We start from the raw sequence: 24,829 nt of genomic DNA, 5'->3' as shown, positions 1-24,829 counted from the left end.
ATGGCAGTATAATTAATTTAGTAAAGCAGGCCGGATTGCCATTACTTTTAGATACATTACGAAATTACCGATCATACAAAAGCTATAAAAACATGCAAAATCTTACGCCCACGTCCCCTATCAAAGGTTGGCTGAAATATTCAGCGGCTTCCCTCCTTCTCGTTTTCAGTGTTCAACCTGCTTATGCACAGGAACTGAAAGATATCCTGCGTAGAGCATTAGTCTCTGACCCCATACTTCAAGAAGCGAAAGCCAATGAAAATGCAGCGAAGAGCATAACCAAGGCAGCTCAGGCGAGGCATTACCCTGTGCTTGCTCTAACCGGAACCCAAGTTGTTAAGCAAAAAAACAAATATACGAGCAATAACAGAGATAGTGGGTTGGGTGTTCGTGGTAGTTTGAACCTATATTCGTGGGGTGCAATTAATGCAGCTGTCAAAAGGGAAAAAAATAAAGAAATTTACCACCACTATAAATATTTCGAAACACAAGAACAGTTGGGTAGTGAGATTGGAAAGTTATATTTAACAGCTCTTCGCGCAAAAGAGTCGTTGGCCGTCAGCCAACAAAGTTTGAATAGACACAATAATCTGCTAAAAGATCTAGACATTATCGTTAAATATGATGCGGGTCGCCGTTCCGAACTGGTTGAAGCTCAAGCACGACGGTTGCAAGTGGAAACTACAATATCTCAATTAAATAGAACAATGGAATTGGCTTTAAGCCGTTTATCAAAATATACTGCCTCCCCTATATCCGCTCAAGATTTGAAAGACCCATTCCGAAATTACACAGCGTCTTTGTTGATTAAGCAATATAAAAGCAACGATAAAGGCCTTAATCCTTCTTATTTGGCACAACAAGCCGAACGGGAAAGTGTCAATGCTGATTTAGCCGTTTCTAAGGCAGAACGGTTGCCCGCTCTCAATTTGGAAGGTAGTGCAACGCAAGATAACAAAGAATTATATTTAAATTTGTCTTGGAATGTCTTGGACATGGCAGCGCGCCATAATGTAGAGAAAAATGCTCAGGCCCTTATTGCTGCCGATTCTAAGTCAGAGCAGATTTTACGTGAAGTAACAGAAAAAGCACGCACTACTGAAATTGATATGGTGCAAAGTGAACAACGCACAGAGGTTACCGCACAGCATATTGTTGCGCAAAAAGAAGTGGTTAAATCATATGAGCTGCAATTCAAAATTGCCCGCCGTACCTTAACGGATGTTTTGGGTTCATATAATGAGCTTGCTGGCATTGAGCAGGAGAATATCAATGCCCGTAACGACTTCAGAGATGCCGCACTTGAGTATTTGGTGGCCCAGTCTCAGATTGCTAACTGGTCAGGTATCAACCGCTAATATTAAAAAGAATTTATACATTATTTACGTGAAAACATTACCATGAAATCAATTATTGAACATATTGCTTTAGCAACCCGTTTGTTGGGTGCTCCGGTTTCTGAGGCGGCTCTTTCAGCAGAAGTTGTGCGGGATAAAAAGCTGAATGTTAATTTTCATTCTCTTGCTGAAGTATTGAGAAGCCACGGTTTTGAAAACACACTTTCTAAGCGGAATTTGGAAGATATCCCTTCATTAGCTGTGCCTGTCGTTATTATCTTGCATAATGAAGAAGCGGCGGTAATTACTAAGATCGAAGGTTCGGGACGAGAGCGCAAATATCATGTGCGCCAGGCGGACGGATTGGCACAAGAGTTGGGTCAAGAGCAATTATCCATCTTGTATTTAGGCTACTGTTGGTTTATCAAACCTAAAATGGTTTCTGATACACGGTCCGAGTTGCCTGAGTATCATTTGCCGAAATCATGGTTTTGGAAAGTTATCTGGCGTTTCCGCAGCTATTATTACCAAGTTATTTTGGCAACCTTTATTATCAATTTTTTGGCTTTGGTCAGCTCATTGTATGTTATGAACGTATATGACCGAGTTATTCCTAACCAAGCTTATGAAACATTATGGGTGCTAAGTATAGGGGTAATTTTAGCTATTACGTTTGAATTTGCGGCCAAAATGATACGGGGCCATTTAACCGACATCGCTGGAAAAAAAGCGGATTTGATTATCAGCTCGGCATTGTTCAGACGAGTGATGGCTTTGCGTTTGGCAGATAGACCAGCCTCATCAGGTTCTTATGCCAATAACCTGCGCGAGTTCGAAGCTGTGCGTGAATTTATGACTAGTGCCAGTTTGTTAACTTTGGTGGATTTGCCTTTCCTACTCTTGTTTATTACCGTTATCGGTATTGTGGGTGGTAAATTGGCATTGGTGCCTTTAACAATTATCCCTCTTGTTGTGATTGTCGGTTTATTGGTGCAGCGACCGTTATCACGCCACATCAACGAATCGATGAAAGAATCTTCACAGCGTTCCGGTTTGGCAGTTGAAGCAATAGAAGGTATTGAAACTTTAAAAACCAACAATGCTACAACTTGGGCTCAACAACGTTGGGATGAGTATACCGCTAAGACATCTGCTTCATCTATCAAAGTAAAAGATACCAGTAACTTTATGGTAAATTTTGCCGTCAGCATGCAGCAGTTGAATACAGTATTTTTGGTATTGTTAGGTACTTATCTGATTCATGCTGATAATCCTACTGACCGAATTACTATGGGTGCTTTGATTGCTTCTGTAATTCTTTCCGGACGTGCTTTGGCTCCATTGGCTCAGATTGCAGGTTTGGCAACCCGGTTCCAACAAGCTAAGTTAGCTTTGGAAGGGGTAAATAACATTGTAGAACGCCCGATTGAGCGGAACCCTGAACGTAAATATATTACGCTTGACCATATACAGGGCAATATTACATTTGAAAATGTATCATTCAAATACAAACAAGAAGGAAGCGCCGCAGTTAGTGATTTGCGCTTAAATATTCGTCCTGGTGAGAAAGTGGGTATTCTGGGACGGATTGGCAGCGGCAAAAGTACCATGCTCAAATTGGCAAGCGGATTGTATGATGCAGAATCAGGCAACGTTATGTTAGATGGAGTTGATATGCGTCAGCTTGATCCGAACTTTCTCCGTAATCAGGTAATGCTGTTGAGCCAATCCCCCCGTTTATTCTTGGGTACATTGCGGGAAAATTTAGACTTGGCGAGGGTTGACGGTTATTCCAGTGATCAAGATTTGTTAATTGCCTTGAAACGTTTCGGTCTTGACCGAATCATCCGCAGCCATCCACGCGGATTGGATATGCCTTTAGGTGAAGATGGCTTAGGCTTGTCCGGCGGCCAAAAACAAATTATTGCTTTAGCCCGTATGACCTTGCGTAATCCCAAAGTTGTGTTACTCGATGAGCCGACGACAGGTTTGGATCAAGCAACTGAGCGTATGGCGCTGAATGCTGTGGCTCAGTGGAGTAAAGATCGTACACTAGTTGTGGTTACCCATCGTCCGCAAGTATTACAAATCGTTAATCGCATTATCGTGATGGATAACGGCAAGGTTGTGATGGATGGTCCTCGTGATTTGGTTTTGCAGAAACTGATGCAAAATGAAAGCAACAAAGAAGAAAAACAACTTCAAGCGACCAAACAACGCGAAGCTGTAGCTGCAGTTAACTAATATCAAAATATAATAAAAAGCCTTTCAGACGGCCTATAACTATACTGAGAAAGTATCATCATTATGAGTAGTGAAAACAACATCAAATCCAAAGACTTAAATCTAGTCAATGACTTAAATGCTGCGTTGCAAAAGGAAAAGCATAGCGGTCAGTTTTGGGTCATTATCTTATTTTTCGTTTTCTTGGTCGTATTTGTTATTTGGGCATACAACAGCTCTATTGAGGAAGTTACGCGCGGGCAAGGTAATGTCATTCCTAGTAGCCGAGAACAAGTTGTACAAAGCCTTGATCCCGGAATCATTACCGAAATGTTGGTAAAAGAGGGTGATGTTGTGGAAAAAGGTCAAATTTTACTGAGACTTGATGATACACGCAGTTCAGCTATTTTGCGCGAGAGTGAAGCAAAAGTACAAAACCTTGAAGCCATGGTTGCTCGCTTGAAAGCAGAAGCTCATGGTACCGACATTCAATTTCCGGAAGGTATCAGTAATGACTTAAAACAGCGTGAACAGGCGGCATTTGTTGCCCGTCGTCGAGCAGTTACTGATGCGATTCAGAATTTGAAAATGAGCAAAGCAACTTTAGATAAAGAAATCAGTATTACGGCACCTATGGTAAAGCACGGAGTGGTATCGGAGGTGGAGCTTCTGCGTATGCAACGTGAGTCGAGTGAGCTTGCATTGCAAATTTCTGAGCGCCAAAACCGTTATATGGCTGATGCAAATAATGAGCTGGTGCAGGCAGAGTCTGAGTTGGCTCAAGCAAAAGAAAATATGGCTATGCGCGCCGATCCAGTTGAGCGTTCGCAAATCCGTTCACCGATGCGCGGTATTGTAAAAAATATTCAGATTAATACTGTTGGCGGCGTGGTAAACGTAGGTCAGGATATTTTGCAAATCGTACCGTTGGATGACAAATTATTGGTTGAAGCTTATATTCGTCCTCAAGATGTTGCCTTCATGCGCCCGGGGTTGCCTGCAGTAGTGAAAGTAAGTGCTTATGATTACGCCATTTATGGCGGATTAGATGGAAAAGTTACCTTAATCAGCCCTGATACTGTAAGCAATACTAATCAAGCACGTGCAAATGATTTGAAACTTGATCCCAACCAAGTATATTACCGGATTTTGGTACAAACAGACAGCAACAGTTTGAAAGATAAAAACGGTAAAGATATGCCGATTATTCCGGGTATGGTGGCAACAGTAGATGTGAAAACCGGCGAAAAAACAGTTTTCCAATACTTAATCAAACCGATTACCCGTATGAAACAGGCTTTGCGTGAAAGATAATTTTATTTCGCCGCATTAACGTTACCCCTTGATTTGTTATTTAAATTTATATTTAAATAACAAATCAAGGGGTTGTTATTTTCTCATGTTGTAATAACGTCAGATTTTTATCTTCTATATCTCCAAGACATTTCAAAATTTTTCGTCAGAGCGTAGGTAACGCCATTTTCCGGGGGGTAAGTGTCCCAGTTTTACCTTACCTATGCGGATGCGTTTAAGGCCGACAACGCGCAGACCAACCAATTCGCACATGCGGCGGATTTGGCGTTTTTTTCCTTGTTTCAGAATAAAACGCAGTTGATCTTCGTTTTGCCATTCTACTTTGGCAGGCTTGAGTTTTTCTCCATCCAAGCTGAGACCATGGTTAAGCAAACGCAGCCCCTCTTCATTGAGCGCGCCTTTCACACGTACAAGGTATTCTTTTTCGCTGTTGCTGTTTTCGCCGATAAGTTGTTTGGCAATGCGTCCGTCTTGCGTGAGTACCAGCAAGCCTACTGAGTCGATATCCAAGCGCCCGGCAGGAGCCAAGCCGAATCTGTGTTTTTCGCTAAATTCGATACGGCTGGTGTCGCCTTCCCAGTGGTTTTCGGGCGTAATCAGTTCGGCAGCCGATTTGTAGCCTTTTTCGGCTTGTGCACTCACATAGCCTACCGGCTTGTTGAGCAAAATCGTTACCCGTTGTGCCTGTTTTTCATGTGCCTGTTTATTCAAGTCTATGCGGTCGGCAAGCAAAACTTTTTGGCCTAGGACGGCTGTTCGACCGTTCACTTTTACCCAGCCTTGTTCGATATAACTGTCGGCTTCCCGGCGGGAGCATAAGCCCAGTTGTGCCATGCGTTTGGAAAGGCGCATGGGCTCGTTGGATTGATCTTGCATGATGAAAAGCCTTTCAGACGGCCTGAGAAGTTTAACAAAAGCATCATTTGCAGGGCATTGTCGAGGTTTACGTCGTTATGCCTTACAATACATCTTTCTATTCGGCACTTCTGGAAAAATTTCGGCCAGTATTGGAAATAGGAGGATTATATACGTTTCAGCAGAATGCAGGCCGTCTGAAAATAAGCTGATGGGCGGCGTGAAGTTTTTCAGACGGCCTCTATGTTGCAGCGACATGCTTGCAGCCGTCCACCTTTTTACGATGTTATCGGCTATAATCAGTCGATTCATTTTTACCAAATCTAGTAAGGACAGCAATATGCCTCGTTTTTATCCTCATCCGGTCATCGCCCGCGAAGGTTGGCCGTTTATTATTGCCGGATTGGTTCTAAGCATTATTGTTACAATTTGTGCGGATTGGTGGTCGCTGCCGTTTTGGGCGTTTACCATATTTGCCTTGCAGTTTTTCCGTGATCCGTCACGCTCGATTCCGCAAGACGCTGATGCTGTGCTATGCCCGGCAGATGGCCGCATCGTTGTGGTAGAGCGTGCGCTTGATCCTTACCGCGAAATAGAGGCTCTGAAAATCAGCGTATTTATGAATGTATTTAATGTGCATTCGCAACGTTCTCCTATCGACGGTACCGTTACTGCTGTTGAATACAATGCAGGTAAATTCGTAAATGCAGCACTGGATAAAGCCAGTACCGAAAACGAACGTAATGCCGTATTAGTAACCACGCGTAGCGGCCGTGAAATTACTTTTGTGCAAGTTGCCGGTTTGGTGGCGCGACGTATTCTGTGCTATGCCAAAGTGGGTGATCCGCTGGTGCGTGGCGAACGTTACGGCTTTATCCGTTTTGGTTCCCGTGTTGATGTTTACTTACCTATAGATGCGCAAGCGCAGGTATCCATTGGTGATAAGGTTAGCGCTTCCAGCACTATTCTGGCGCGTTTACCACTGACTGCACCTGAAAAAGCATCGGAAACGGCAACGGTTGAAGCGACGGAAGCTATTGATGCTGCACCTGTTCGAGACATGGCGCAAACGGAAATCGAAGCATCTGCGGAAAAGGTACGCCAAGCAGTAGAAAAGGAACTCAATAAAGATTCCTAATAACTCCGTAATGATATTGAGAGGCCGTCTGAAAAGTTTCAGACGGCCTTTTGATTTCAAGTCGGACAGAGATTAAGAGAAAGTGAAAAGCCGCTTAATATTTTACCGAGTCACTACCTGTATTTTTCTGAATGAACTCGATTTTATAGCCGTCGGGGTCTTCGACGAAAGCAATAACCGTAGTGCCGTGCTTCATTGGGCCGGCTTCGCGAACAACTTTTCCGCCTTTGGCACGTACCGCATTGCAAGCGGCATAAGCATCGTCCACTTCGATGGCAATGTGGCCGTAAGCATTGCCCAAATCGTAGCTTTCCGTATCCCAGTTGTGGGTGAGTTCAAGCACGGTGGTATCGGATTCTTCGCCGTAGCCCACAAAGGCCAAGGTAAACTTACCGTCGGGATAGTCTTTTTTTCGTAAGAGTTTCATGCCTAAAACGTCTTGATAAAATGCTAACGATTTATCGAGGTTGCCGACGCGGAGCATGGTATGTAGCATTCTCATGGTGGTTCCTTGGTATAGATGTAAACCGCAGATGCGGTGGGGTTGTTCATTTTAGCATAATCCCGTTTTCTCCAATCGGCGGCAACGGTTTGATATGTATTGAAATACTGTTTTTTCAGGCGGCCTTACAAATAAAGATGTGTTGTTGTCATAGAAATTGTTGACATTCTTTGGTTGTATTTACGCTTGAAATTCGTTATAAAGCGACTGTTAATTTATATTTAATCGTATTTTTAATGTGACTAACGTGTTTATGAGGAAAATGAGATGAGGATTGGTATTCCGAAGGAATCTCTGCCCGGTGAAACCCGTGTGGCGTGTACCCCTTCAACCGTAACCCAGTTGCAGAAACTGGGTTTCGAAGTTGTGGTGGAGCGCGGCGCAGGTTTGGCGGCAAGTTTGGATGATGCAGCATACGAAGCCGCAGGTGCGGTTGTGGCCGATGCGGCGGAAGTGTGGGCATGCCCGCTGATTTATAAAGTCAACGCACCTTCTGAAAGCGAAGCAGGCCGTCTGAACGCAGGCCAAACGCTGGTGAGCTTCTTATGGCCGGCACAAAATCCCGAGTTGGTGCAAAAGCTTACCGATAAAAAAGTGAACGTGCTGGCGATGGACATGGTGCCGCGTATTTCGCGCGCGCAGGCATTGGATGCGCTGTCGTCTATGGCCAACATCAGCGGCTACCGTGCCGTAATTGAAGCGGCGAATGCGTTCGGCCGTTTCTTTACCGGCCAGATTACCGCTGCGGGTAAAGTGCCGCCGGCGCAAGTGCTGGTGATTGGCGCGGGCGTGGCCGGTTTGGCGGCGATTGGTACGGCAAACTCGTTGGGCGCGGTGGTTAAAGCGTTCGACACCCGTTTGGAAGTGGCCGAACAAATCGAATCAATGGGCGGCCAATTCCTCAAGCTCGATTTCCCGCAAGAAGCGGGCGGCAGCGGCGACGGTTACGCCAAAGTGATGAGCGAAGAGTTTATCGCGGCGGAAATGAAACTGTTTGCCGAGCAAGCCCGACAAGTGGACATCATCATCACGACTGCGGCCATTCCGGGCAAACCTGCGCCCAAGCTGATTACCAAAGAAATGGTGGAAAGCATGAAGCCGGGTTCGGTGATTGTCGATTTGGCGGCGGCTACCGGCGGCAACTGCGAATTGACCAAACCGGGCGAGCTGTTCGTTACCGATAACGGCGTGAAAATCATCGGCTACACCGATATGGCCAACCGTTTGGCCGGCCAGTCTTCACAGCTTTACGCCACCAACCTCGTGAACTTGAGCAAGCTGTTAAGCCCGAATAAAGACGGCGAAATTGCGCTTGATTTCGAAGATGTGATTATCCGCAACATGACCGTTACACGCGACGGCGAAATCACTTTCCCGCCGCCTGCGATTCAAGTGTCCGCCGCGCCGCAACAGCAAGCGCAAGCCGCACCTGTGGCAAAACCCGAGCCGAAACCCGTTCCGACATGGAAAAAACTGGCTCCGGCGGTAATCGGTGCGGTTTTGGTATTGTGGATGGGTGCCGTAGCTCCGGCCGAATTCTTAAACCACTTTATCGTGTTCGTGCTGGCCTGCGTGATCGGCTATTATGTGGTGTGGAACGTGAGCCACTCGCTGCACACGCCGCTGATGTCGGTAACCAATGCCATTTCCGGCATTATCGTAGTGGGTGCGCTGCTGCAAATCGGGCAGGGCAATGGCGTGGTGTCGTTCCTCGCCTTTATTGCCGTGCTGATTGCCAGCATCAATATTTTCGGCGGTTTCTACGTTACCCGCCGTATGTTGAATATGTTTAGAAAAGGATAGGTTTAAAGCCTGTCTGAAAAATATTCAAGGAATTCAGGAATGATGTTTGCGCAAACACCTAATCCACCTTATTACGCTGTTGTTTTCACATCACAGCGCACCGACGGCGATAGAGGCTACGACCAAACTGCCGTGCGAATGCTTGAATTGGCGCGGCAACAGGCAGGTTTTCTTGGCGCAGAAAGCGTGCGTTCGGAAGGTTTTGGTATCACGGTTTCATATTGGGAGAGTGAAGCGTCTATTGCCGAGTGGAAAAGGCATACAGAACACAGAGCCGCTCGAGAAACCGGCAAAGCAATATGGTATGCCGATTTTGTTGTCCGCGTGTGCAAGGTGGAACGTGCTTACGGCACAATTTTCAGACAATCCGAACTGTATCAGGACCCCAAAAATTTGGAGAATTTATAATGTCTTCAGGACTTGTAACTGCGGCATATATCGTCGCCGCAATCTTATTTATTTTTTCATTGGCCGGCCTGTCGAAACAGGAAACCGCCAAAAACGGCTGCTATTACGGCATTGCCGGTATGGTAATTGCTTTATTTGCCACCGTGTTCAGCGAACAAACCGCAGGCTTGGGTTGGATTATTATCGCTATGGCCATCGGTGCGGCCATCGGTATTTACAAAGCCCAAAAAGTGGAAATGACCGAAATGCCCGAGCTGATTGCCTTGCTGCACAGCTTCGTGGGTTTGGCTGCCGTGTTGGTGGGCTTCAACAGCTTTATCGAAGCGGACAAGGTATCTTCCGATATGCACACCATTCATTTGGTGGAAGTGTTCCTCGGCATTTTCATCGGTGCCGTAACCTTTACCGGCTCGATTGTGGCGTTCGGCAAACTGAACGGCAAACTTAGCAGCGCACCTTTGCAACTGCCGCACAAGCATAAGCTGAATCTGGTTGCTTTGTTGGTGTCGTTTATCTTGCTGCTGGTGTTTGTATCGGCTGACGACGGCAGCTGGTTCGCCCTGATTCTGATGACCGCCATCGCACTCGCGTTCGGCTGGCACTTGGTGGCCTCTATCGGCGGTGCTGATATGCCGGTGGTGGTTTCCATGCTGAACTCGTATTCAGGCTGGGCGGCAGCTGCGGCGGGCTTTATGCTTGCCAACGACTTGCTGATTGTTACCGGTGCGTTGGTGGGCTCAAGCGGTGCGATTCTGTCTTACATCATGTGTAAAGCTATGAACCGCTCGTTCATTTCCGTGATTGCAGGCGGCTTCGGCACCGACGGTTCTTCCGCTGCCGCAGGCGGTGAAGAAATGGGCGAATACCGCGAAGTGAAACCTGCCGAAGTGGCCGAAATGCTCAAAGGCGCAAACTCAGTCATCATCACGCCCGGATACGGTATGGCTGTTGCCCAAGCGCAATACCCCGTTGCCGAAATTACCGATTTGCTGCGCAAACAAGGCGTGGAAGTGCGCTTCGGTATCCACCCCGTAGCAGGCCGTCTGCCCGGACACATGAACGTATTGCTGGCCGAAGCCAAAGTGCCTTACGACATCGTGTTGGAAATGGATGAAATCAACGACGATTTCCCCGAAACCGATGTGGTGCTGGTGATCGGCGCGAACGACACCGTGAACCCCGCTGCCCAAACCGACCCAAACAGCCCGATTGCCGGTATGCCGGTATTGGAAGTGTGGAAAGCCAAAGAAGTGGTGGTGTTCAAACGCTCGATGAACACGGGCTATGCCGGTGTACAAAACCCGCTGTTCTTCAATGAAAACAGCGTGATGTGCTTCGGCGATGCGAAAGCGACTGTGGATGAGATTCTGGCGGAATTGAAGAAATAAGGCCTTCTGAAAAATATAGTATTTGTTTAAGCGTTTAAACAAAGGCCGTCTGAAAATTTTCAGACGGCCTTTTACTATTTATTAATAAACATAAATCAGTAAATCGCTTTGCCGTTTACGGCCAGAGTTTCTGCAATATCGTCGGCCAAAGTTTTGCAATCTGTCATCGTCAAGTTGCCGATAGTGATACGTACGGCCGGTTGTTTGCTGAGGTTGAAGGGAGCACCGCTTTGCACGGCCCAGCCTTTGGCTGCAAGAAATTGGATGATTTGTGCCTCGTTGGGCACAGGCAGCCAGATGTGTTGGCCTTCGCCTGTGCTGCCGGGGACATGGATGCCGTGTTGTTTGAGATTCGTAATCAAACAGTCGCGCCGGGCTTGGTAGCTTTCGGCTATGGCTTTTAGGCCGTCTGAACCGAGTTGTTGCCACAGTTTGAGTGTGATGTGTTGGAGAAGTTTACTTATCCAGCGCGGGCCGAGTGAGAAGCGTTTCTTCATGGCACGCAGTGTGGAACCGTTACTGGCTGCAATGGCGATGCGGGCATCGGTACCGAGAAATTTACTGGTGGAAGTGCTGTAAATCCATTCATTAGTGAAGCCTTCCATGCCGTGGAAGGGGTGCGAACTAAGTGCCGCCCAATGGTCATCGATAATCAGGAGGGCATCATGGCGGCTGAGAAGTTGTTGCCATTGACTCCAGCGTTTTTTGCTGTAGCAGATACCGGTAGGGCTATGGGCGCGGGCGGTAAGAATGACGGCGGAAATGTTGTCGAATGATATGTTTGGCGGGATAACGGCACCTTCTTCGTCCATTACTGCGGGCACGGCTTCAAGGCGCAAGTGTGAAAGCAGGGCCAACAGGGGCAGCCAGCAGGGAGATTCCACCAATACTTTGGCACCGGGCATGCAGCGTTGGACGAGGGCGCGTTCGATGATGTCAAGGCTGCCGGAAAGCAGCATGGTTTCTGCATGTATGCCGGTGTTTCGGCTGAGCCAGTTTCGGATGAACGACATTAATTCCGGGCTGTCGCCGTGGCTGCCTACATCGGTGGATAACCGGTAGCTTTCTAAAATGTCGGGGTTAAATTCGGGTAGTAACCGGCGGTCGATATTGCCGGAGGCTAAATCGACAAGATTCGGTGGGATGGCAGTTTCCGTATGTAGGATTTCGGTTTTTTGCGGTACAAAGCTGCCACGCCTGCCGTCGGTTTCGATAATGCCGGCATCGCGTAATTGCTTGTAGGCGGCGGAAACGGTATTGGGGTTGACATTTAAGTCTTCGGCAAGAATACGCACAGTGGGCAGACGATAGCCCGCAGGCCAGGTTTTGTTGCGGATAAGTTGCTCGATGGAACGGGCGATATTGACAGCAGTATTACCTTTGGGTTTTAATTTGTTCATACAAAATCCATTTTGTACTAATACATAAAATTTAAATGGATTTTGCGCATTTGGCAAGTGTTTTCAGACGGCCTGTTGAGGTTTATCAGGCCGTCTGAAAGATTTATAATGTTCAGATAAAAAAGTTTATGAATAAATATAAGGAACACCATCATGTCAGCTGAACTACGGGAACAGTCGCCCGCTGAACCTAAAGAGCAAGTAATTCATCTGTATCAGGGCAGCAAGCGTATTCATCCGAAGTTGGCAAAAGGGCGTTTTGCTAATTTGCGTGTGTTGGCAATTTTCGCTACGCAGTTTGTGTTTTATGTGCTGCCGTGGTTTAACTGGTCAGGGCGGCAGGCGGTTTTGTTTGATATTCCTGAGCGGCATTTTTATATTTTCAGTTTGTCGCTGGGAACGGGCGATTTGATTTATCTGGCCGGTTTGCTGATGATTTCGGCATTCGGCCTGTTTTGGTGGACGACTATCGCAGGCCGCCTGTGGTGCGGTTACGCTTGCCCGCAAACGATTTATACCGAAATTATGCTGTGGATCGATCATTTGGTAGAAGGCGACCGCAATAAAAGGTTGAAGTTGGAAAAAGAGCCGTGGAATTTCCGCAAAATCCGCATTAAGGCGCTTAAATACTTATTGATTTTTGCAGTCAGTGCCTGGACGGGTATTACGTTTGCAGGATGGTTTACGCCGATTCGCGAATTGGTGCCGGGTATTTTCAACTTTACCGTTGGCGGCGGTACGCTGTTCGCTGCAGTGTTTTACGGCTTTATGACCTGGCTGATGGGCCACATGATGCGCGAGCAGGTGTGCAAATACATGTGCCCGTACGCGCGTTTCCAAAGTGCGATGTTTGATCGCGATACTTTGATTATTTCTTACGATGAAGAGCGCGGCGAACCGCGAGGTGCCCGTAAGAAAAAAGTAAGCAGAGAAGAAAGCACACTCGGCGACTGCATCAACTGTACGATGTGCGTACAAGTGTGTCCGGTAGGTATCGACATCCGCAACGGGTTGCAATACGAATGTATCGGTTGTGCGGCCTGTATTGATGCCTGCGATGAAATCATGGATAAGATGAATTATCCCCGCGGTTTGATCCGTTACACTACCGAAGCCGCGCTGGAGCATCAATACCCTGAAAATACCATTAAAAAACGCCTGCTCCGTCCGCGTGTATTGGGTTACGGCGTTGTGTTACTGTTGGTGGTTACGGCATGGATTACCGGTATTGCAACACGCGAGACGTTGGAAGTGGATATTATTAAAGACCGCGGTGTGATGGTGCGCGAAAATTCTCAGGGCTGGTTGGAAAATGCTTATAATCTGCGTGTGATTAATGCCAATGAGCGGGAGCAGATTCTCACGGCTAAGGTGAGCGGCTTTGAAGAAATCGCACTTACCGGCCTGCCTGCCGAAGGCTTGAAAGTGCCGGGCGGCGAAACCATTACTATTCCGGTGCAGGTTTCGACGATTCCCGAATATGCCGGCAAAGGCAGCCATCCGATTGAGTTTGAATTCAACTATCGCGAAGTGGACGATCCTGTCGCCGAAACACGTACCATCAGTAGTAAAGCATCATTTATTGGAGAGTAATATTGGCAATTCCGCAAAGGTCTAAAGTTTGGTACAAAGAGCCGTGGCCGTGGATTTTGATGGCCGGCCCGGCCATTGTGGTTGTGGCGGCATTCGTTACGTTCTATCTGGCGCAGAAAAACGCAGCCGATTTAGTGTCGGACGATTATTATAAGGACGGCAAACATATCGACATCCAACTGCATCGCGATGAAGAGGCTTTAAAGCGTAATATTCATGCCCAAGTGTTAATCAGTCCCGACCACAATGCGGCCAAAGTGTTCGTAAGCGGGGATTTTGACCCGAAAGAAGCGGTTAATCTGGTGTTGCTGCATCCGGCTAAAAAAGCCGGTGATCAAACAGTGAAATTACAGGTGGCACAAGGCGGGGTTACCTCGGGCGGAAAATCGGAATACAACGCCGTGTTCAAACCGCTGCCCGATACAAACCACTGGTATATCCGTGTAGAAGATGCGGCCGGCAAGTGGCGTGTGGAAGATAGATGGATTGTGAGTCAGGGTAATGCAGTTAACCTGAAGCCGATGGAAAAATTGCTTGCTCCGGCAAGTGCGGCACAATAATAAGAGTTTCGGTTGGAGAGGCCGTCTGAAAAGTTTCAGACGGCCTCTTTTTTTCTTGTCTTTAAGAAAGGTTGAGAAAGGGTTTAAGCTGGTTCGGCCATGCTTAAAGCCTGTTGGATATCCACCGCTACAATCCGCGATACGCCTTTTTCCTGCATGGTAACGCCGATAAGCTGTTCGGCCATTTCCATGGTAAGGCGGTTGTGCGAGATGTAGAGAAACTGGGTTTGCGCCGACATTTCTTTCACCAGATTGCAAAAGCGGCCGGTATTGGCATCGTCGAGCGGTGCGTCCACTTCGTCGAGCAGGCAGAAGGGGGCGGGGTTGAGGCTGAACAGGGCAAACACCAAACTCATGGCGGTAAGGGCTTTTTCTCCCCCGCTTAAAAGGTGGATGGTGCTGTTTTTCTTGCCGGGCGGACGGGCCATGATGGATACGCCGGAGGTGAGCAGGTCGTCGCCGATCATGTGCAGCTTGGCTTCGCCGCCGCCGAACAGGGTGGGGAAGAAGGTTTGGACTTTTTCGTTAACGGCATCGAAGGTTTCTTTAAACCGCGATTTGGTTTTGTTGTCGATTTGTTCGATGGCCTCTTCGAGCAGGTTGATGGCGGCCTGCACGTCTTCGCTTTGCCCGCGGTAGTAGCCATCGCGTTCGCGGGCTTCTTCCAACTCTTGCAGGGCGGCAAGGTTGACGGCACCGAGGGCTTCGATTTGTTGGGCAAGGCTGCCGATGTCGTTGCTGAGGGTTTTCAGGCTGCCGGACGCTGCGGCCAGCGATTCGAGTGCGTCGAGATCGGCTTGCCGTTCGCTGAGGTTTTGGTGGAAGCGTTTGGCGTTCAGCAGAGCTTCTTGTTGTTGCAGCAGCGCGGTTTGGGTCGCGGCTTGAAGTTGCGGCAGTTTGGCCGACAGGGTTTGCTGGCGGGCATATTGTTCGCGGCCTTTTGCTTGGGTGGCGGCGAGTTGTTCCTGCATGGCAGCGTATTGCTCGTCGAGAGTTTGTACGGATTCGGTCAGTTCGCTGAGTTTGGCATGCTGTTCGTCGTTTTGGGTTCCGGTTTCGTAGGCGAGTGCCAGTTCGGATTGGCGTTCCTGCCAATCTAAGGTTTGCTGTTCAAGCTGGGCAAGCTGCTGCTGGAAGTGCTGTTTTTGCTGTTGCAGTTTGTGTACGGCCACTTCTGCCAAACCGTATTGGCGGTTGGCTTCGAGCAGTGCAAGCTGGGCTTGTTTCAGACGGCCTTGTTGTTCTTGGCGGCTGCCGCCTGTATTTTGCTGCTGGTGTTCGAGTTCGGCTGCGGCTTCGGTAAGCGTGGCGATGTCGTCTTCGAGGCCGTCTGAAGTTTGTTCGAGAATGATTTGTTCTTCTTCGAGTTGAGCCAGTTCGCGTTCGATATGCTCGCGGCGGATTTGGCCCTGATTGGTGCGGGCGAGCAGTTCGGCGGCGCGGTTTTGTGCCGCTTGGTATTGCTGGCTGTGCTGTTTTTGCTGCTGTTGCAGGTTTTTGTAGTGCTGTTCGGCGGCATTTAAAGAGGTTTGGATTTGGGCAGATTGCTGTTCCGCTGCGGCCAGTTTGGGCGTGATTTGTTCCAGTTCGGCGGTTAATTCGTCCAAACGGGCTTTGCGCGCCATCAGGTTTTCTTGTGCGGCTTGGGCATACAGCACCACGCTGACGCGGTCGATTTGATGGCCTTCGGGGGTTAGCCAGATTTGGTTGTTTTGCAAGTCGGCTTGGTGCCGGATGGCGTAATCCAAATCGGGCGCGCATAAAACGCCGTCCAGCCAATGGTGTAAGGCCGTCTGAAAAGGAGCTTTGGCTTGGATTTGATTCAGCAGCGCCTGAGCGGGCAGGGTTTTCTTGAGGCCGCCTGAAAGGTTGTCGTGAAGCCATGCGGCACGGCCTTCGGGCAGCGGCGAAGGCAGGCTGAACGAAGGCGCTACGGCGCGGGCGTACAACCGTTCGGCCAAAATAACGCTTAAGGCGTGTTGCCAATCGGTAGGCGCGGTGATGTGTTGCCAAAGCTGGGGCGCGTCCGCCGCCGTGGTTTGCTGCCAGAAATCGGTTTGGGCGGCATCGTCTTGGGCGAGCAGATGAGCCAGCGCCTGCTGTTGTGCTTGCAGGGTGATGTGTTGCTGTTTCAGGCTTTGTTGGTGTTGTGAGGCCGTCTGAAACTGTTCGCGCAGATGATTGAGCTGTTCTTCGGCAGCGAGAATCTGTTCTTCGTAATGTTCTTGTTGGCTTTGCAGCAAGGCGGCCTGCTCTTGTGCGGCGGCGGTTTCGCTGTCATCGGGCAGGTTGAGTGCTTGGCTTTCCTGTTTCAGACGGCCTCTGCGTGCTTCATGCTGTTGCAGGGTTTGCTGCGAATGGGCGAGTTGCTGCTGTTTCAAGGCCAGCTCGCGTTTGATGCGGTTGTGTTCGTCTTGCTGGTTTTGATAGGCGGTGTTGAGTGCCGACTGTGCTTCTTCGAGTTCGGGCAGGCGTTCTTCGTATTCGGCAACCTGCATGGCCAGTTCGGCCAGTTCGGCTTGTTTGTCTTCTATATGGATGTCGGCTTCTTCAAGCTGTATACGGATTTCCTGCTGTTCTTGATGGATGCGCGAAAGCTGCACTTGTGCGGCGGCTTTGTCGCGCTCGATACGTTGGTGCAGGGTTTGCTGGTGGCGGATTTGTTCTTCCAAGCGGGCAATCTGTTCGCGCAATACGCCGCGCTGATTGCTGATGTCGTGCACGCTCTGTTGCTGCGCCTGCTCGGTGGCTTGCAGGGCGTGGATTTCTTCTGTTAGGGCCTGAACTTGTGCGGCGGTTTCGTCTTGTTGCTGCTGGAAGGTTTGATGTTGCGCGGTGGCTTTGTCGGCGGTGGCCAGCGATTGCTGCCATTGCACGTAGTCGAGCAAATCTTGCTGCTGCGAAAGCTGGCGGGTGAGCGTTTGGTAGCGCTCGGCAGTTTCGGCCTGTTTTTCCAGTTTTTCCACTTGGCGGGCGAGTTCGCTTTGCAGGTCGGTAAGGCGTTGCAGGTGCTCGCGGGTATCTTTCAGACGGCCTTCCGTTTCTTTGCGGCGTTCTTTGTATTTGGATACGCCTGCCGCTTCTTCTATATAAGCACGCAATTCTTCCGGCCGCGCTTCGATGATGCGAGAAATCATGCCTTGTTCAATCACGGCATAACCTCGCGCTCCTACGCCTGTTCCTAAAAATAAATCGGTGATGTCGCGGCGGCGCACCACTTGGTTGTTAATAAAGTAAGTGGATTCGCCTTGCCGCGTAAGCTGCCGCTTGATGCTTACCTCGGCATATTGCCCCCATGCGCCCTGCAAGCTGTGATCGCTGTTGTCGAACACCAATTCCACCGAAGCGCGCGGAGCGGGTCGGCGGGTGGCCGCGCCGTTGAAAATCACGTCCTGCATGCTCTCGCCGCGAAGCTGTTTGGCAGAAGCTTCGCCCAATACCCAGCGCACGGCATCAATCACGTTTGATTTGCCGCAGCCGTTCGGCCCGATAACGGCAACGAGCTGTCCGGGTACATGAATGGTGGTGGGGTCGGTAAACGATTTGAAGCCGGCAAGTTTGATATGGGTAAGGCGCATAGGGAAAGGGAGGAAAAGCAAAAATAAAGTATTTTAGCTTAAATCAAGAAAGAGTATCGTGTTGCTTCGGAAAACCAAGCAAATGAAGAAAATAAGCCAAGTGAATATTGTTTTGTTGTAAAAATGATAATGGGAAATAATTTAGGTATTTTTATATTATTTCAGTAACATAATGTTTTTTGAAATACTGTTTATTTACAATTATATAGATATTTTATTGTAAAAAGAGATTAATCCAAAGATAATTGTGAAGAATTGTAAAAAATATACCTGTCATCTGTTAAAAATACCGTTGGTATTGTCATGCGAAAGGCATTTGCGGATGCGTTTATCATTTAAATATCTCTATGTATTAAGCAATCAGAAGAATCTGTGTTGCCGGAAGAACAGCGTATCAAATCAATGTATTCAACCTTTAAAACAGGCCGTTCCGGATTAGTTTGTAAAGCGAGCGGCACCATTAAGTCAGGAGCTATAAATCATGTTTCAGTATCGTAAATTATTATGGGTGTTGCTTCCATTAACAGCAGTGGGATGTGCGCATCATCCTAAAGAAAGCTGGGTGGATACCAAGCAGGCTGCATACAGTACTTCTGTTCCGGATAATCGCTCCTCGGTAGTGTTTTATCGTCAGGCCAATGCTGTAGATGGGCCTACCGTGAATATTTACGTTAACGGCCAATACTCCGGTTCATTGCAACCGAACGCTTATCGTCAGGAAATCGTTTGTGCGCAAAATCAACGGTTTCATGCTGAATTTACAAAACGTGATGCAGGTTATCTCAATAAGGCCAATGCAGGCGATTACTACAATCTGCCAGATTCCGCAGTGTCGTTCTTCAAAATCATAGACGATGGTGCGGGAAACCCCACTTTGCAGGCTGTTTCTCCGGAACAGGCCGAAGTCGAGATGAAAGGTGTTAAACGCCAAAATCATACTCTGTCGCGCGTGGTAAGCAAAGAACAATGTGCCGTTATCTTGAAAAAATACAGCTTGCAAGCTTCTGCACTATTTGAATTTAACCGTTCCGATTTTGATAGCGTATTGCCCAAAGGTAAGCAGGAGTTGGCAGTAATTTCAGAAGATATCAAACAAAATCCGGATCACATCAGTGGTATTGCAGTAGTAGGTCATGCTGATCCAGAAGGCTCTTCTGAATATAACCGGAAATTGTCAATTGAACGTGCGGCTACCGTGAAAACAGCTCTTTCTGACAGTGGTTTAGACCGAAAATTGATTAGTGCAGAAGGACGTGGAGAACGAGAGTTGGTTATTAAAAACTGCCGCAAAAAATACCCGAATAACGCCAAGGCACGCCAAGAGTGTGACCAACCTAACCGTCGTGTAGAAGTGATTTTGCACGGTGAGAAAAAATAAATAAGGCTAACAGTATAAGGTGAATGAAATGTCTAAAAATATTACTTTAAATATCAATAATACAAAAGAAACTTTAGAAACCGTTAAATTTCAGACGGCATCTGGTCAGCCTTTGCGTATTCCGGCACAAGCTGAGGTTAATTATCAATTAGTTGATGAAGAAACGAATTTTGCTCCTGAAAATATTATGACCAAGCGCGTGGGCGATAACTTGGAAATTGCCTTTGAAGGTTCGGATATCAATAATCCTGATCTGATTTTGGAAGGTTATTATTCCAACGAAACCGGCGCGTCCAAAACCAGTTTGCTGATTGGTCAGCACGAAAACGGCAATGTATATCCCTACGTTCCGGAAAGCACGGAGCCTTCTGAAGCCGTAACCATGTTGGCTTCGGAAGTGGTAGCCGGCCAAGCTTTGGGTGGTGAAATTATTAGTACTTTATGGGTGCCGAACCCTCTTTGGTTGCTCGCACTGGCTCCATTGGCAGGTCTTGCCGGTTTGGGAGGTAAAGGTAAAGATGGAGATTCAGAGAAGCCTATAACCATTACTGTAGATGCACCAGATCAAACTAATGACAATACACCTGAAATTCGTGGTGTAGTGAGCAATGCTGAGCCGGGTAGCGTGGTTACGGTAGTTGTAGTTGATAGTAAAGGTGTAAGCCAAACTGTAACTGCAACAATCGGTAAAGATGGTGTTTATGTTGTAGAAGTGCCCTCTCCTATGGCAGATGGTAACTATACTGCAACCGCTACAGTTAAAACACCTTCTAATAAAACTGCAACCGCTACAGATCCGGGCAGCATCGATACAACGGCTAAAATTACGGTCGATGCCCCTGATTTAAGCAATGACAATACGCCAATCATCACCGGTAAAACTACCGATGTAGAAGAAGGTCAAACGGTTACTGTGGTGATTACCGGTTCGGACGGCCAAACGCAAACCGTTACCACTACTGTTAAAGCCGACGGCAGTTACAGTGTTGAGGTGCCGAAAGCCTTACCTGATGGCAAATATGATGTAACCGTTACTGTTAAAGATAAATTAGGTAATGAAGGCAAGGCAACTGATCCGGGATTGATTGACACTAAAGCAACCATTACTGTAGATGCGCCTGATAATAGCACGGACAATACTCCAACTATCGTTGGTAAAACTATCGATGTAGAAGAAGGTCAGATCGTTACTGTGGTGATTACCGGTTCAGACGGCCAAACGCAAACTGTAACCACTACTGTTAAAGCCGACGGCAGTTACAGCGTTGAGGTGCCGAAAGCACTGCCGGAAGGTAACTACAGTGTTACCGCAACCGTTACCGACAAAGCCGGCAATACTGCGACCGCTACCGACAAAGAAGGTAATGTGATTGATACCACCTGCCCGAGCATCAGCGTTGATGCACCGGACAACAGCAACGACAACACGCCGATCATTACCGGTAAAACCGATGCGCCGGCTGGTTCGACCGTAACCATCGTGATTACCGCCGCAGACGGTAGCAAACAAACCGTAACCGCAACCGTTCAAAACAACGGCAGCTACAGCGTTGAAGTGCCAAAAGCACTACCGGACGGCGGCTACACCGCCGAAGCCAGCGTCAAAGATAAAGCGGGTAACGAAGCGACGGCGAAAGATAACGGTTCGATCGATACCAAAGCAACCATTACTGTAGACGCACCGGCATTGACCAACGACGATACGCCGACAATCGTGGGCACCACCAAAGATGTTGAGCCGGGTCAAACCGTTACCGTGGTAATTACTGGTTCGGACGGACGAACCCAAACCGTTACCACTACCGTTAAAGCGGATGGCAGTTACAGCGTTGAGGTGCCGAAAGCGCTGCCGGATGGTAATTACAGTGTAGAAGCGACTGTTACCGACAAAGCCGGCAATACTGCGACCGCTACCGACAAAGAAGGTAATGTGATTGATACCACTTGCCCGGACATTACCGTTGATGCGCCGGACAACAGCAGCGACAACACGCCGACCATTACCGGAGATACCGATGCACCGGCCGGTTCGATCGTAACCATCGTGATTACGGCATCGGACGGCAGCAAGCAAACGGTTACCACTACTGTCAAAGCCGACGGCAGTTACAGTGTTGACGTGCCGAAAGCGTTACCGGAAGGCCGGTATACTGCGGAGGCTTCGGTGAAAGATCCGGCTGGTAACGAAGGTACGGATAAAGATGACGGTTCGATTGATACTGCTGCACCGTCAATTAGTGTTGACGCACCGGACAACAGCAGCGATAACACGCCGATCATTACCGGTAAAACCGATGCGCCGGCTGGTTCGACCGTAACCATCGTGATTACCGCCGCAGACGGTAGCAAACAAACCGTAACCGCAACCGTTCAAAACAACGGCAGCTACAGCGTTGAAGTGCCAAAAGCACTACCGGACGGCGGCTACACCGCCGAAGCCAGCGTCAAAGATAAAGCGGGTAACGAAGCGACGGCGAAAGATAACGGTTCGATCGATACCAAAGCAACCATTACTGTAGACGCACCGGCATTGACCAACGACGATACGCCGACAATCGTGGGCACCACCAAAGATGTTGAGCCGGGTCAAACCGTTACCGTGGTAATTACTGGTTCGGACGGACGAACCCAAACCGTTACCACTACCGTTAAAGCGGATGGCAGTTACAGCGTTGAGGTGCCGAAAGCGCTGCCGGATGGTAATTACAGTGTAGAAGCGACTGTTACCGACAAAGCCGGCAATACTGCGACCGCTACAGACAAAGAAGGTAATGTGATTGATACCACTTGCCCGGACATTACCGTTGATGCGCCGGACAACAGCAGCGACAACACGCCGACCATTACCGGAGATACCGATGCACCGGCCGGTTCGATCGTAACCATCGTGATTACGGCATCGGACGGCAGCAAGCAAACGGTTACCACTACTGTCAAAGCCGACGGCAGTTACAGTGTTGACGTGCCGAAAGCGTTACCGGAAGGCCGGTATACTGCGGAGGCTTCGGTGAAAGATCCGGCTGGTAACGAAGGTACGGATAAAGATGACGGTTCGATCGACATTTGTGCACCGATTGTAGAAGCTCAGGACCAACAGGTTGAAGAAGCCAGCAGCTCTCAAGTAAATGGTGTAATCAAAGTAAGTGATACATCTGGTTTGGTTGCTATTAATGTGGCAGGTAAAAATGTGATGTCTGCAACTTCTTCTAATCCGGTTGTAATCCATACTGATAAGGGCAAATTGATTATTACAGGTTATCATGCTGCTAAAGGGGAGGTTTCTTATACTTATATTGAGAATGGTGAAGAAAAAGATCACAGTAAAGGTGATAATTCTGTAACTGACAGCTTTATTGTTACGGTGAAGGACAAAGCAGGCCATACTTCTATGGATAGCTTGGATATTAAGATTACCGATACAGAGCCATCCACTGTAAATGATACTGATAGTATTGGAGAGAAAGATACTTCGGTAAGCGGTAATGTATTGGTAAATGATGAAATCGGCGCTGATTCTGTAACAGTGAAAGAAGGTGATCATAGTGGTCATTATGGTAGATTGATTATCGACCAAGACGGTAATTATACTTATCAATTGAATAATAATAATCCTGCCGTGAAAGCTTTAAAGAGCGGTCAGACACTTACAGATACATTTACTTATGAAGTAAAAGATGCTGATGGCGATGTTTCGAAAGCCGAAATAAAAATTACTATTAACGGCACTGATAACGACAGTATTAAGATTGGCACGAATGATCCTGACCCGGACCTGAAGGGAGGAGCGGGCAATGATGTGTTAATTGGTGATACAGGTGGTACTCAGACGATTATTACTAAAGGAGCCAATTACAATATTGCAATTTTGTTAGATACCTCTAACAGTATGTCTAATTTCAGAACAGAAAGTGGCTATTCTTATCTTCAGATGGCTAAAGCATCGTTGTTGAAATTAGCACATGATCTTGCAGACCACGATGGGAAAGTAAATGTTGCTTTCATGGCATTTAATAATGAGGCTCATAAAGTAATCGATATTAGAGATTTGAATGAATCGAATGTAGACAGGTTGCTGGATAGTATTTCTGCACAGAGAAGCAAAGGGGCAACAAACTACGAAGATGCATTCAAAGATGCTACCTCATGGTTTAAGGGTGTTTCAGGTAATGGCTACAATAATGTAACCTATTTCTTGACAGATGGAGAACCAACTACTTATGGCCGTCATGGAGAAAAACAGCATGGTGCATATGTAACTCAATCATCGGTAGATGCCAGCTTGAAGAGCTTCAAAGCATTGAGTGATGTATCCGATGTACATGCAATTGGCTTTGCACAAGGTGTTCAGCAAAAAACATTGAAATACTTTGATACTACCTCTAGTGAGCCTTTGTCATATACCGAAGACGTAGTTAAACACCATAACGGACATAAAACCACCAAAGTAATTTACCATGGGGAATCTGGCGAAGCATCTATCGTCAATACTCCTGATGAGCTGGATGCTGCTTTGGAAAAAGGTTCCGTTACTAAAGTTTTACACAAAGTATCTGACGATGCTCTCTTTGGTGGCGAAGGCAATGACATTCTGTTTGGTGATTCCATCAAAACCGATCATCTGGAATGGACAAATGGCCATACAGGTAAAGTTTTCAAAGCAGGAAATCATGACGGTATGGGTTCCGAGGCCTTGAACGAGTTTATCAAATGGAGTGAAAACGGCGGTGTGGCCGCAACTCAGCAGCAAAAAGTTGATTATGTTCAAAAACATTGGGATGAGTTGCTGGATAACCGTGTTGACGGTGGCAATGACCAACTGTATGGCGGTAAAGGTGACGATATTCTGTTCGGTGGTGCAGGAAATGATGTATTGTCCGGCGGAGAAGGTGCCGACAAGTTTGTATTCTTGGCCAATAGCAACAGCGGCCATGACAAGATCGTGGATTTCCAAGCCGGTACCGATAAAGTGGTGTTTGCTGATTTGGTAAGCCCTGCCCAGCTGAAAGGTGCAGTATGGAATGATCATACCCATACCTTGAGCTTTACCGGTGTAGGTCAAGACGGTGCCACTTATAAAAACAGCATCACGTTTACCAATATGTCGGCAGGTGAAACCTTAGACAGTATTTTGGAAAAACATGTTGAGTTTCTTGGTTAAGTAAACGGCTGATTGAAAAGGCTCTGCTGAAAGGCAGGGTCTTTTTGTTTTCAGACGGCCTAAACCATTAGATTGCTATATGATTTTCCTGTGGTTCGGTTAAAATAGGGAAAAATCGATGGGAAATTTAAGTTGAATCATCCGGCAGTATTTTCAGCTTTATCGTACATCAGCCTTATTTCAGATTCGTATTT

At 47.7% G+C, this 24,829-nt stretch carries 15 protein-coding genes; 11 read left to right on the top strand and 4 right to left on the bottom strand.

The genetic code is table 11. The features are described 5' to 3' along the window. Nucleotides 1–92 precede the first annotated feature (92 nt). From EL216_RS03725 to EL216_RS03715, 3 genes are all read left to right on the top strand, one after another. Nucleotides 93–1,358, top strand: a complete 1,266-nt coding sequence (locus EL216_RS03725) for a TolC family protein (RefSeq protein WP_085389602.1) — start codon at nt 93–95, stop codon at nt 1,356–1,358. 42 nt (nt 1,359–1,400) lie between these two features. Then, nucleotides 1,401–3,581, top strand: coding sequence for a type I secretion system permease/ATPase (locus tag EL216_RS03720; protein ID WP_085389521.1), 2,181 nt, complete (start codon nt 1,401–1,403; stop codon nt 3,579–3,581). 63 nt (nt 3,582–3,644) lie between these two features. Then, nucleotides 3,645–4,874: an HlyD family type I secretion periplasmic adaptor subunit gene (locus tag EL216_RS03715; RefSeq protein WP_085389522.1), complete on the top strand. Its 1,230-nt coding sequence runs from the start codon at nt 3,645–3,647 to the stop codon at nt 4,872–4,874. 132 nt (nt 4,875–5,006) lie between these two features. Here the strand turns inward: EL216_RS03715 and EL216_RS03710 are convergent, their stop codons facing one another. Beyond that, nucleotides 5,007–5,750, bottom strand: a complete 744-nt coding sequence (locus tag EL216_RS03710) for a pseudouridine synthase (protein ID WP_085389523.1) — start codon at nt 5,748–5,750, stop codon at nt 5,007–5,009. A 319-nt stretch (nt 5,751–6,069) separates the two neighbouring features. Between EL216_RS03710 and EL216_RS03705 the strand changes: the two genes are divergently transcribed. Next, complete coding sequence (locus tag EL216_RS03705) at nt 6,070–6,867, top strand: phosphatidylserine decarboxylase (RefSeq protein WP_085389525.1); 798 nt, start codon at nt 6,070–6,072, stop codon at nt 6,865–6,867. Between the two features lie 94 nt (nt 6,868–6,961). Here EL216_RS03705 and gloA read toward each other — a convergent pair whose 3' ends face one another. After that, nucleotides 6,962–7,369: a lactoylglutathione lyase gene (gene gloA, locus EL216_RS03700; RefSeq protein ID WP_085389526.1), complete on the bottom strand. Its 408-nt coding sequence runs from the start codon at nt 7,367–7,369 to the stop codon at nt 6,962–6,964. Nucleotides 7,370–7,636: 267 nt separating this feature from the next. On the opposite strand from gloA, the gene EL216_RS03695 reads away from it, so the two are divergent. From EL216_RS03695 to pntB, 3 genes are read left to right on the top strand one after another with little or no spacing between them, the layout of a single operon-like run. After that, nucleotides 7,637–9,172, top strand: coding sequence for a Re/Si-specific NAD(P)(+) transhydrogenase subunit alpha (locus tag EL216_RS03695; protein ID WP_085389527.1), 1,536 nt, complete (start codon nt 7,637–7,639; stop codon nt 9,170–9,172). Between the two features lie 39 nt (nt 9,173–9,211). Next, nucleotides 9,212–9,580, top strand: a complete 369-nt coding sequence (locus tag EL216_RS03690; protein ID WP_231718071.1) for an antibiotic biosynthesis monooxygenase family protein — start codon at nt 9,212–9,214, stop codon at nt 9,578–9,580. Next, on the top strand, nt 9,580–10,968 hold the full coding sequence (pntB, locus tag EL216_RS03685) for a Re/Si-specific NAD(P)(+) transhydrogenase subunit beta (protein ID WP_085389528.1): 1,389 nt from the start codon (nt 9,580–9,582) through the stop codon (nt 10,966–10,968). The genes EL216_RS03690 and pntB overlap by 1 nt, the downstream gene beginning before the upstream one ends. Before the next feature lie 95 nt (nt 10,969–11,063). Here pntB and EL216_RS03680 read toward each other — a convergent pair whose 3' ends face one another. Then, nucleotides 11,064–12,368, bottom strand: coding sequence for an aminotransferase class I/II-fold pyridoxal phosphate-dependent enzyme (locus EL216_RS03680; RefSeq protein WP_085389529.1), 1,305 nt, complete (start codon nt 12,366–12,368; stop codon nt 11,064–11,066). A gap of 153 nt (nt 12,369–12,521) precedes the next feature. Between EL216_RS03680 and ccoG the strand changes: the two genes are divergently transcribed. Both ccoG and EL216_RS03670 read left to right on the top strand, forming a co-directional pair. Next, a complete protein-coding gene (gene ccoG / locus EL216_RS03675) occupies nt 12,522–13,961 on the top strand; it encodes a cytochrome c oxidase accessory protein CcoG (RefSeq protein ID WP_085389530.1) in 1,440 nt (479 codons plus the stop codon). A 59-nt stretch (nt 13,962–14,020) separates the two neighbouring features. Continuing rightward, the gene (locus EL216_RS03670) at nt 14,021–14,521 is read left to right on the top strand and encodes a FixH family protein (protein ID WP_232005277.1); all 501 of its coding nucleotides are present in this window, start codon (nt 14,021–14,023) and stop codon (nt 14,519–14,521) included. Nucleotides 14,522–14,604: 83 nt separating this feature from the next. Here EL216_RS03670 and smc read toward each other — a convergent pair whose 3' ends face one another. Continuing rightward, nucleotides 14,605–18,099 (bottom strand): chromosome segregation protein SMC, encoded by a 3,495-nt coding sequence (gene smc, locus EL216_RS03665; RefSeq protein ID WP_085389531.1) that lies wholly within the window; start codon nt 18,097–18,099, stop codon nt 14,605–14,607. A gap of 481 nt (nt 18,100–18,580) precedes the next feature. Here smc and EL216_RS03660 point away from each other — a divergent pair, with 481 nt between their 5' ends. Both EL216_RS03660 and EL216_RS03655 read left to right on the top strand, forming a co-directional pair. Continuing rightward, nucleotides 18,581–19,477, top strand: coding sequence for an OmpA family protein (locus EL216_RS03660; protein WP_085389532.1), 897 nt, complete (start codon nt 18,581–18,583; stop codon nt 19,475–19,477). 28 nt (nt 19,478–19,505) lie between these two features. After that, nucleotides 19,506–24,635 (top strand): Ig-like domain-containing protein, encoded by a 5,130-nt coding sequence (locus EL216_RS03655; RefSeq protein WP_085389533.1) that lies wholly within the window; start codon nt 19,506–19,508, stop codon nt 24,633–24,635. The last annotated feature ends 194 nt before the right edge of the window (nt 24,636–24,829 follow it).

The sequence above is a fragment of the Neisseria animaloris genome (assembly GCF_900637855.1).
Lineage (GTDB): Bacteria > Pseudomonadota > Gammaproteobacteria > Burkholderiales > Neisseriaceae > Neisseria > Neisseria animaloris.
Note: the sequence above shows the minus strand (reverse complement) of the source record. Positions and strands in the feature narration are given on the sequence as shown.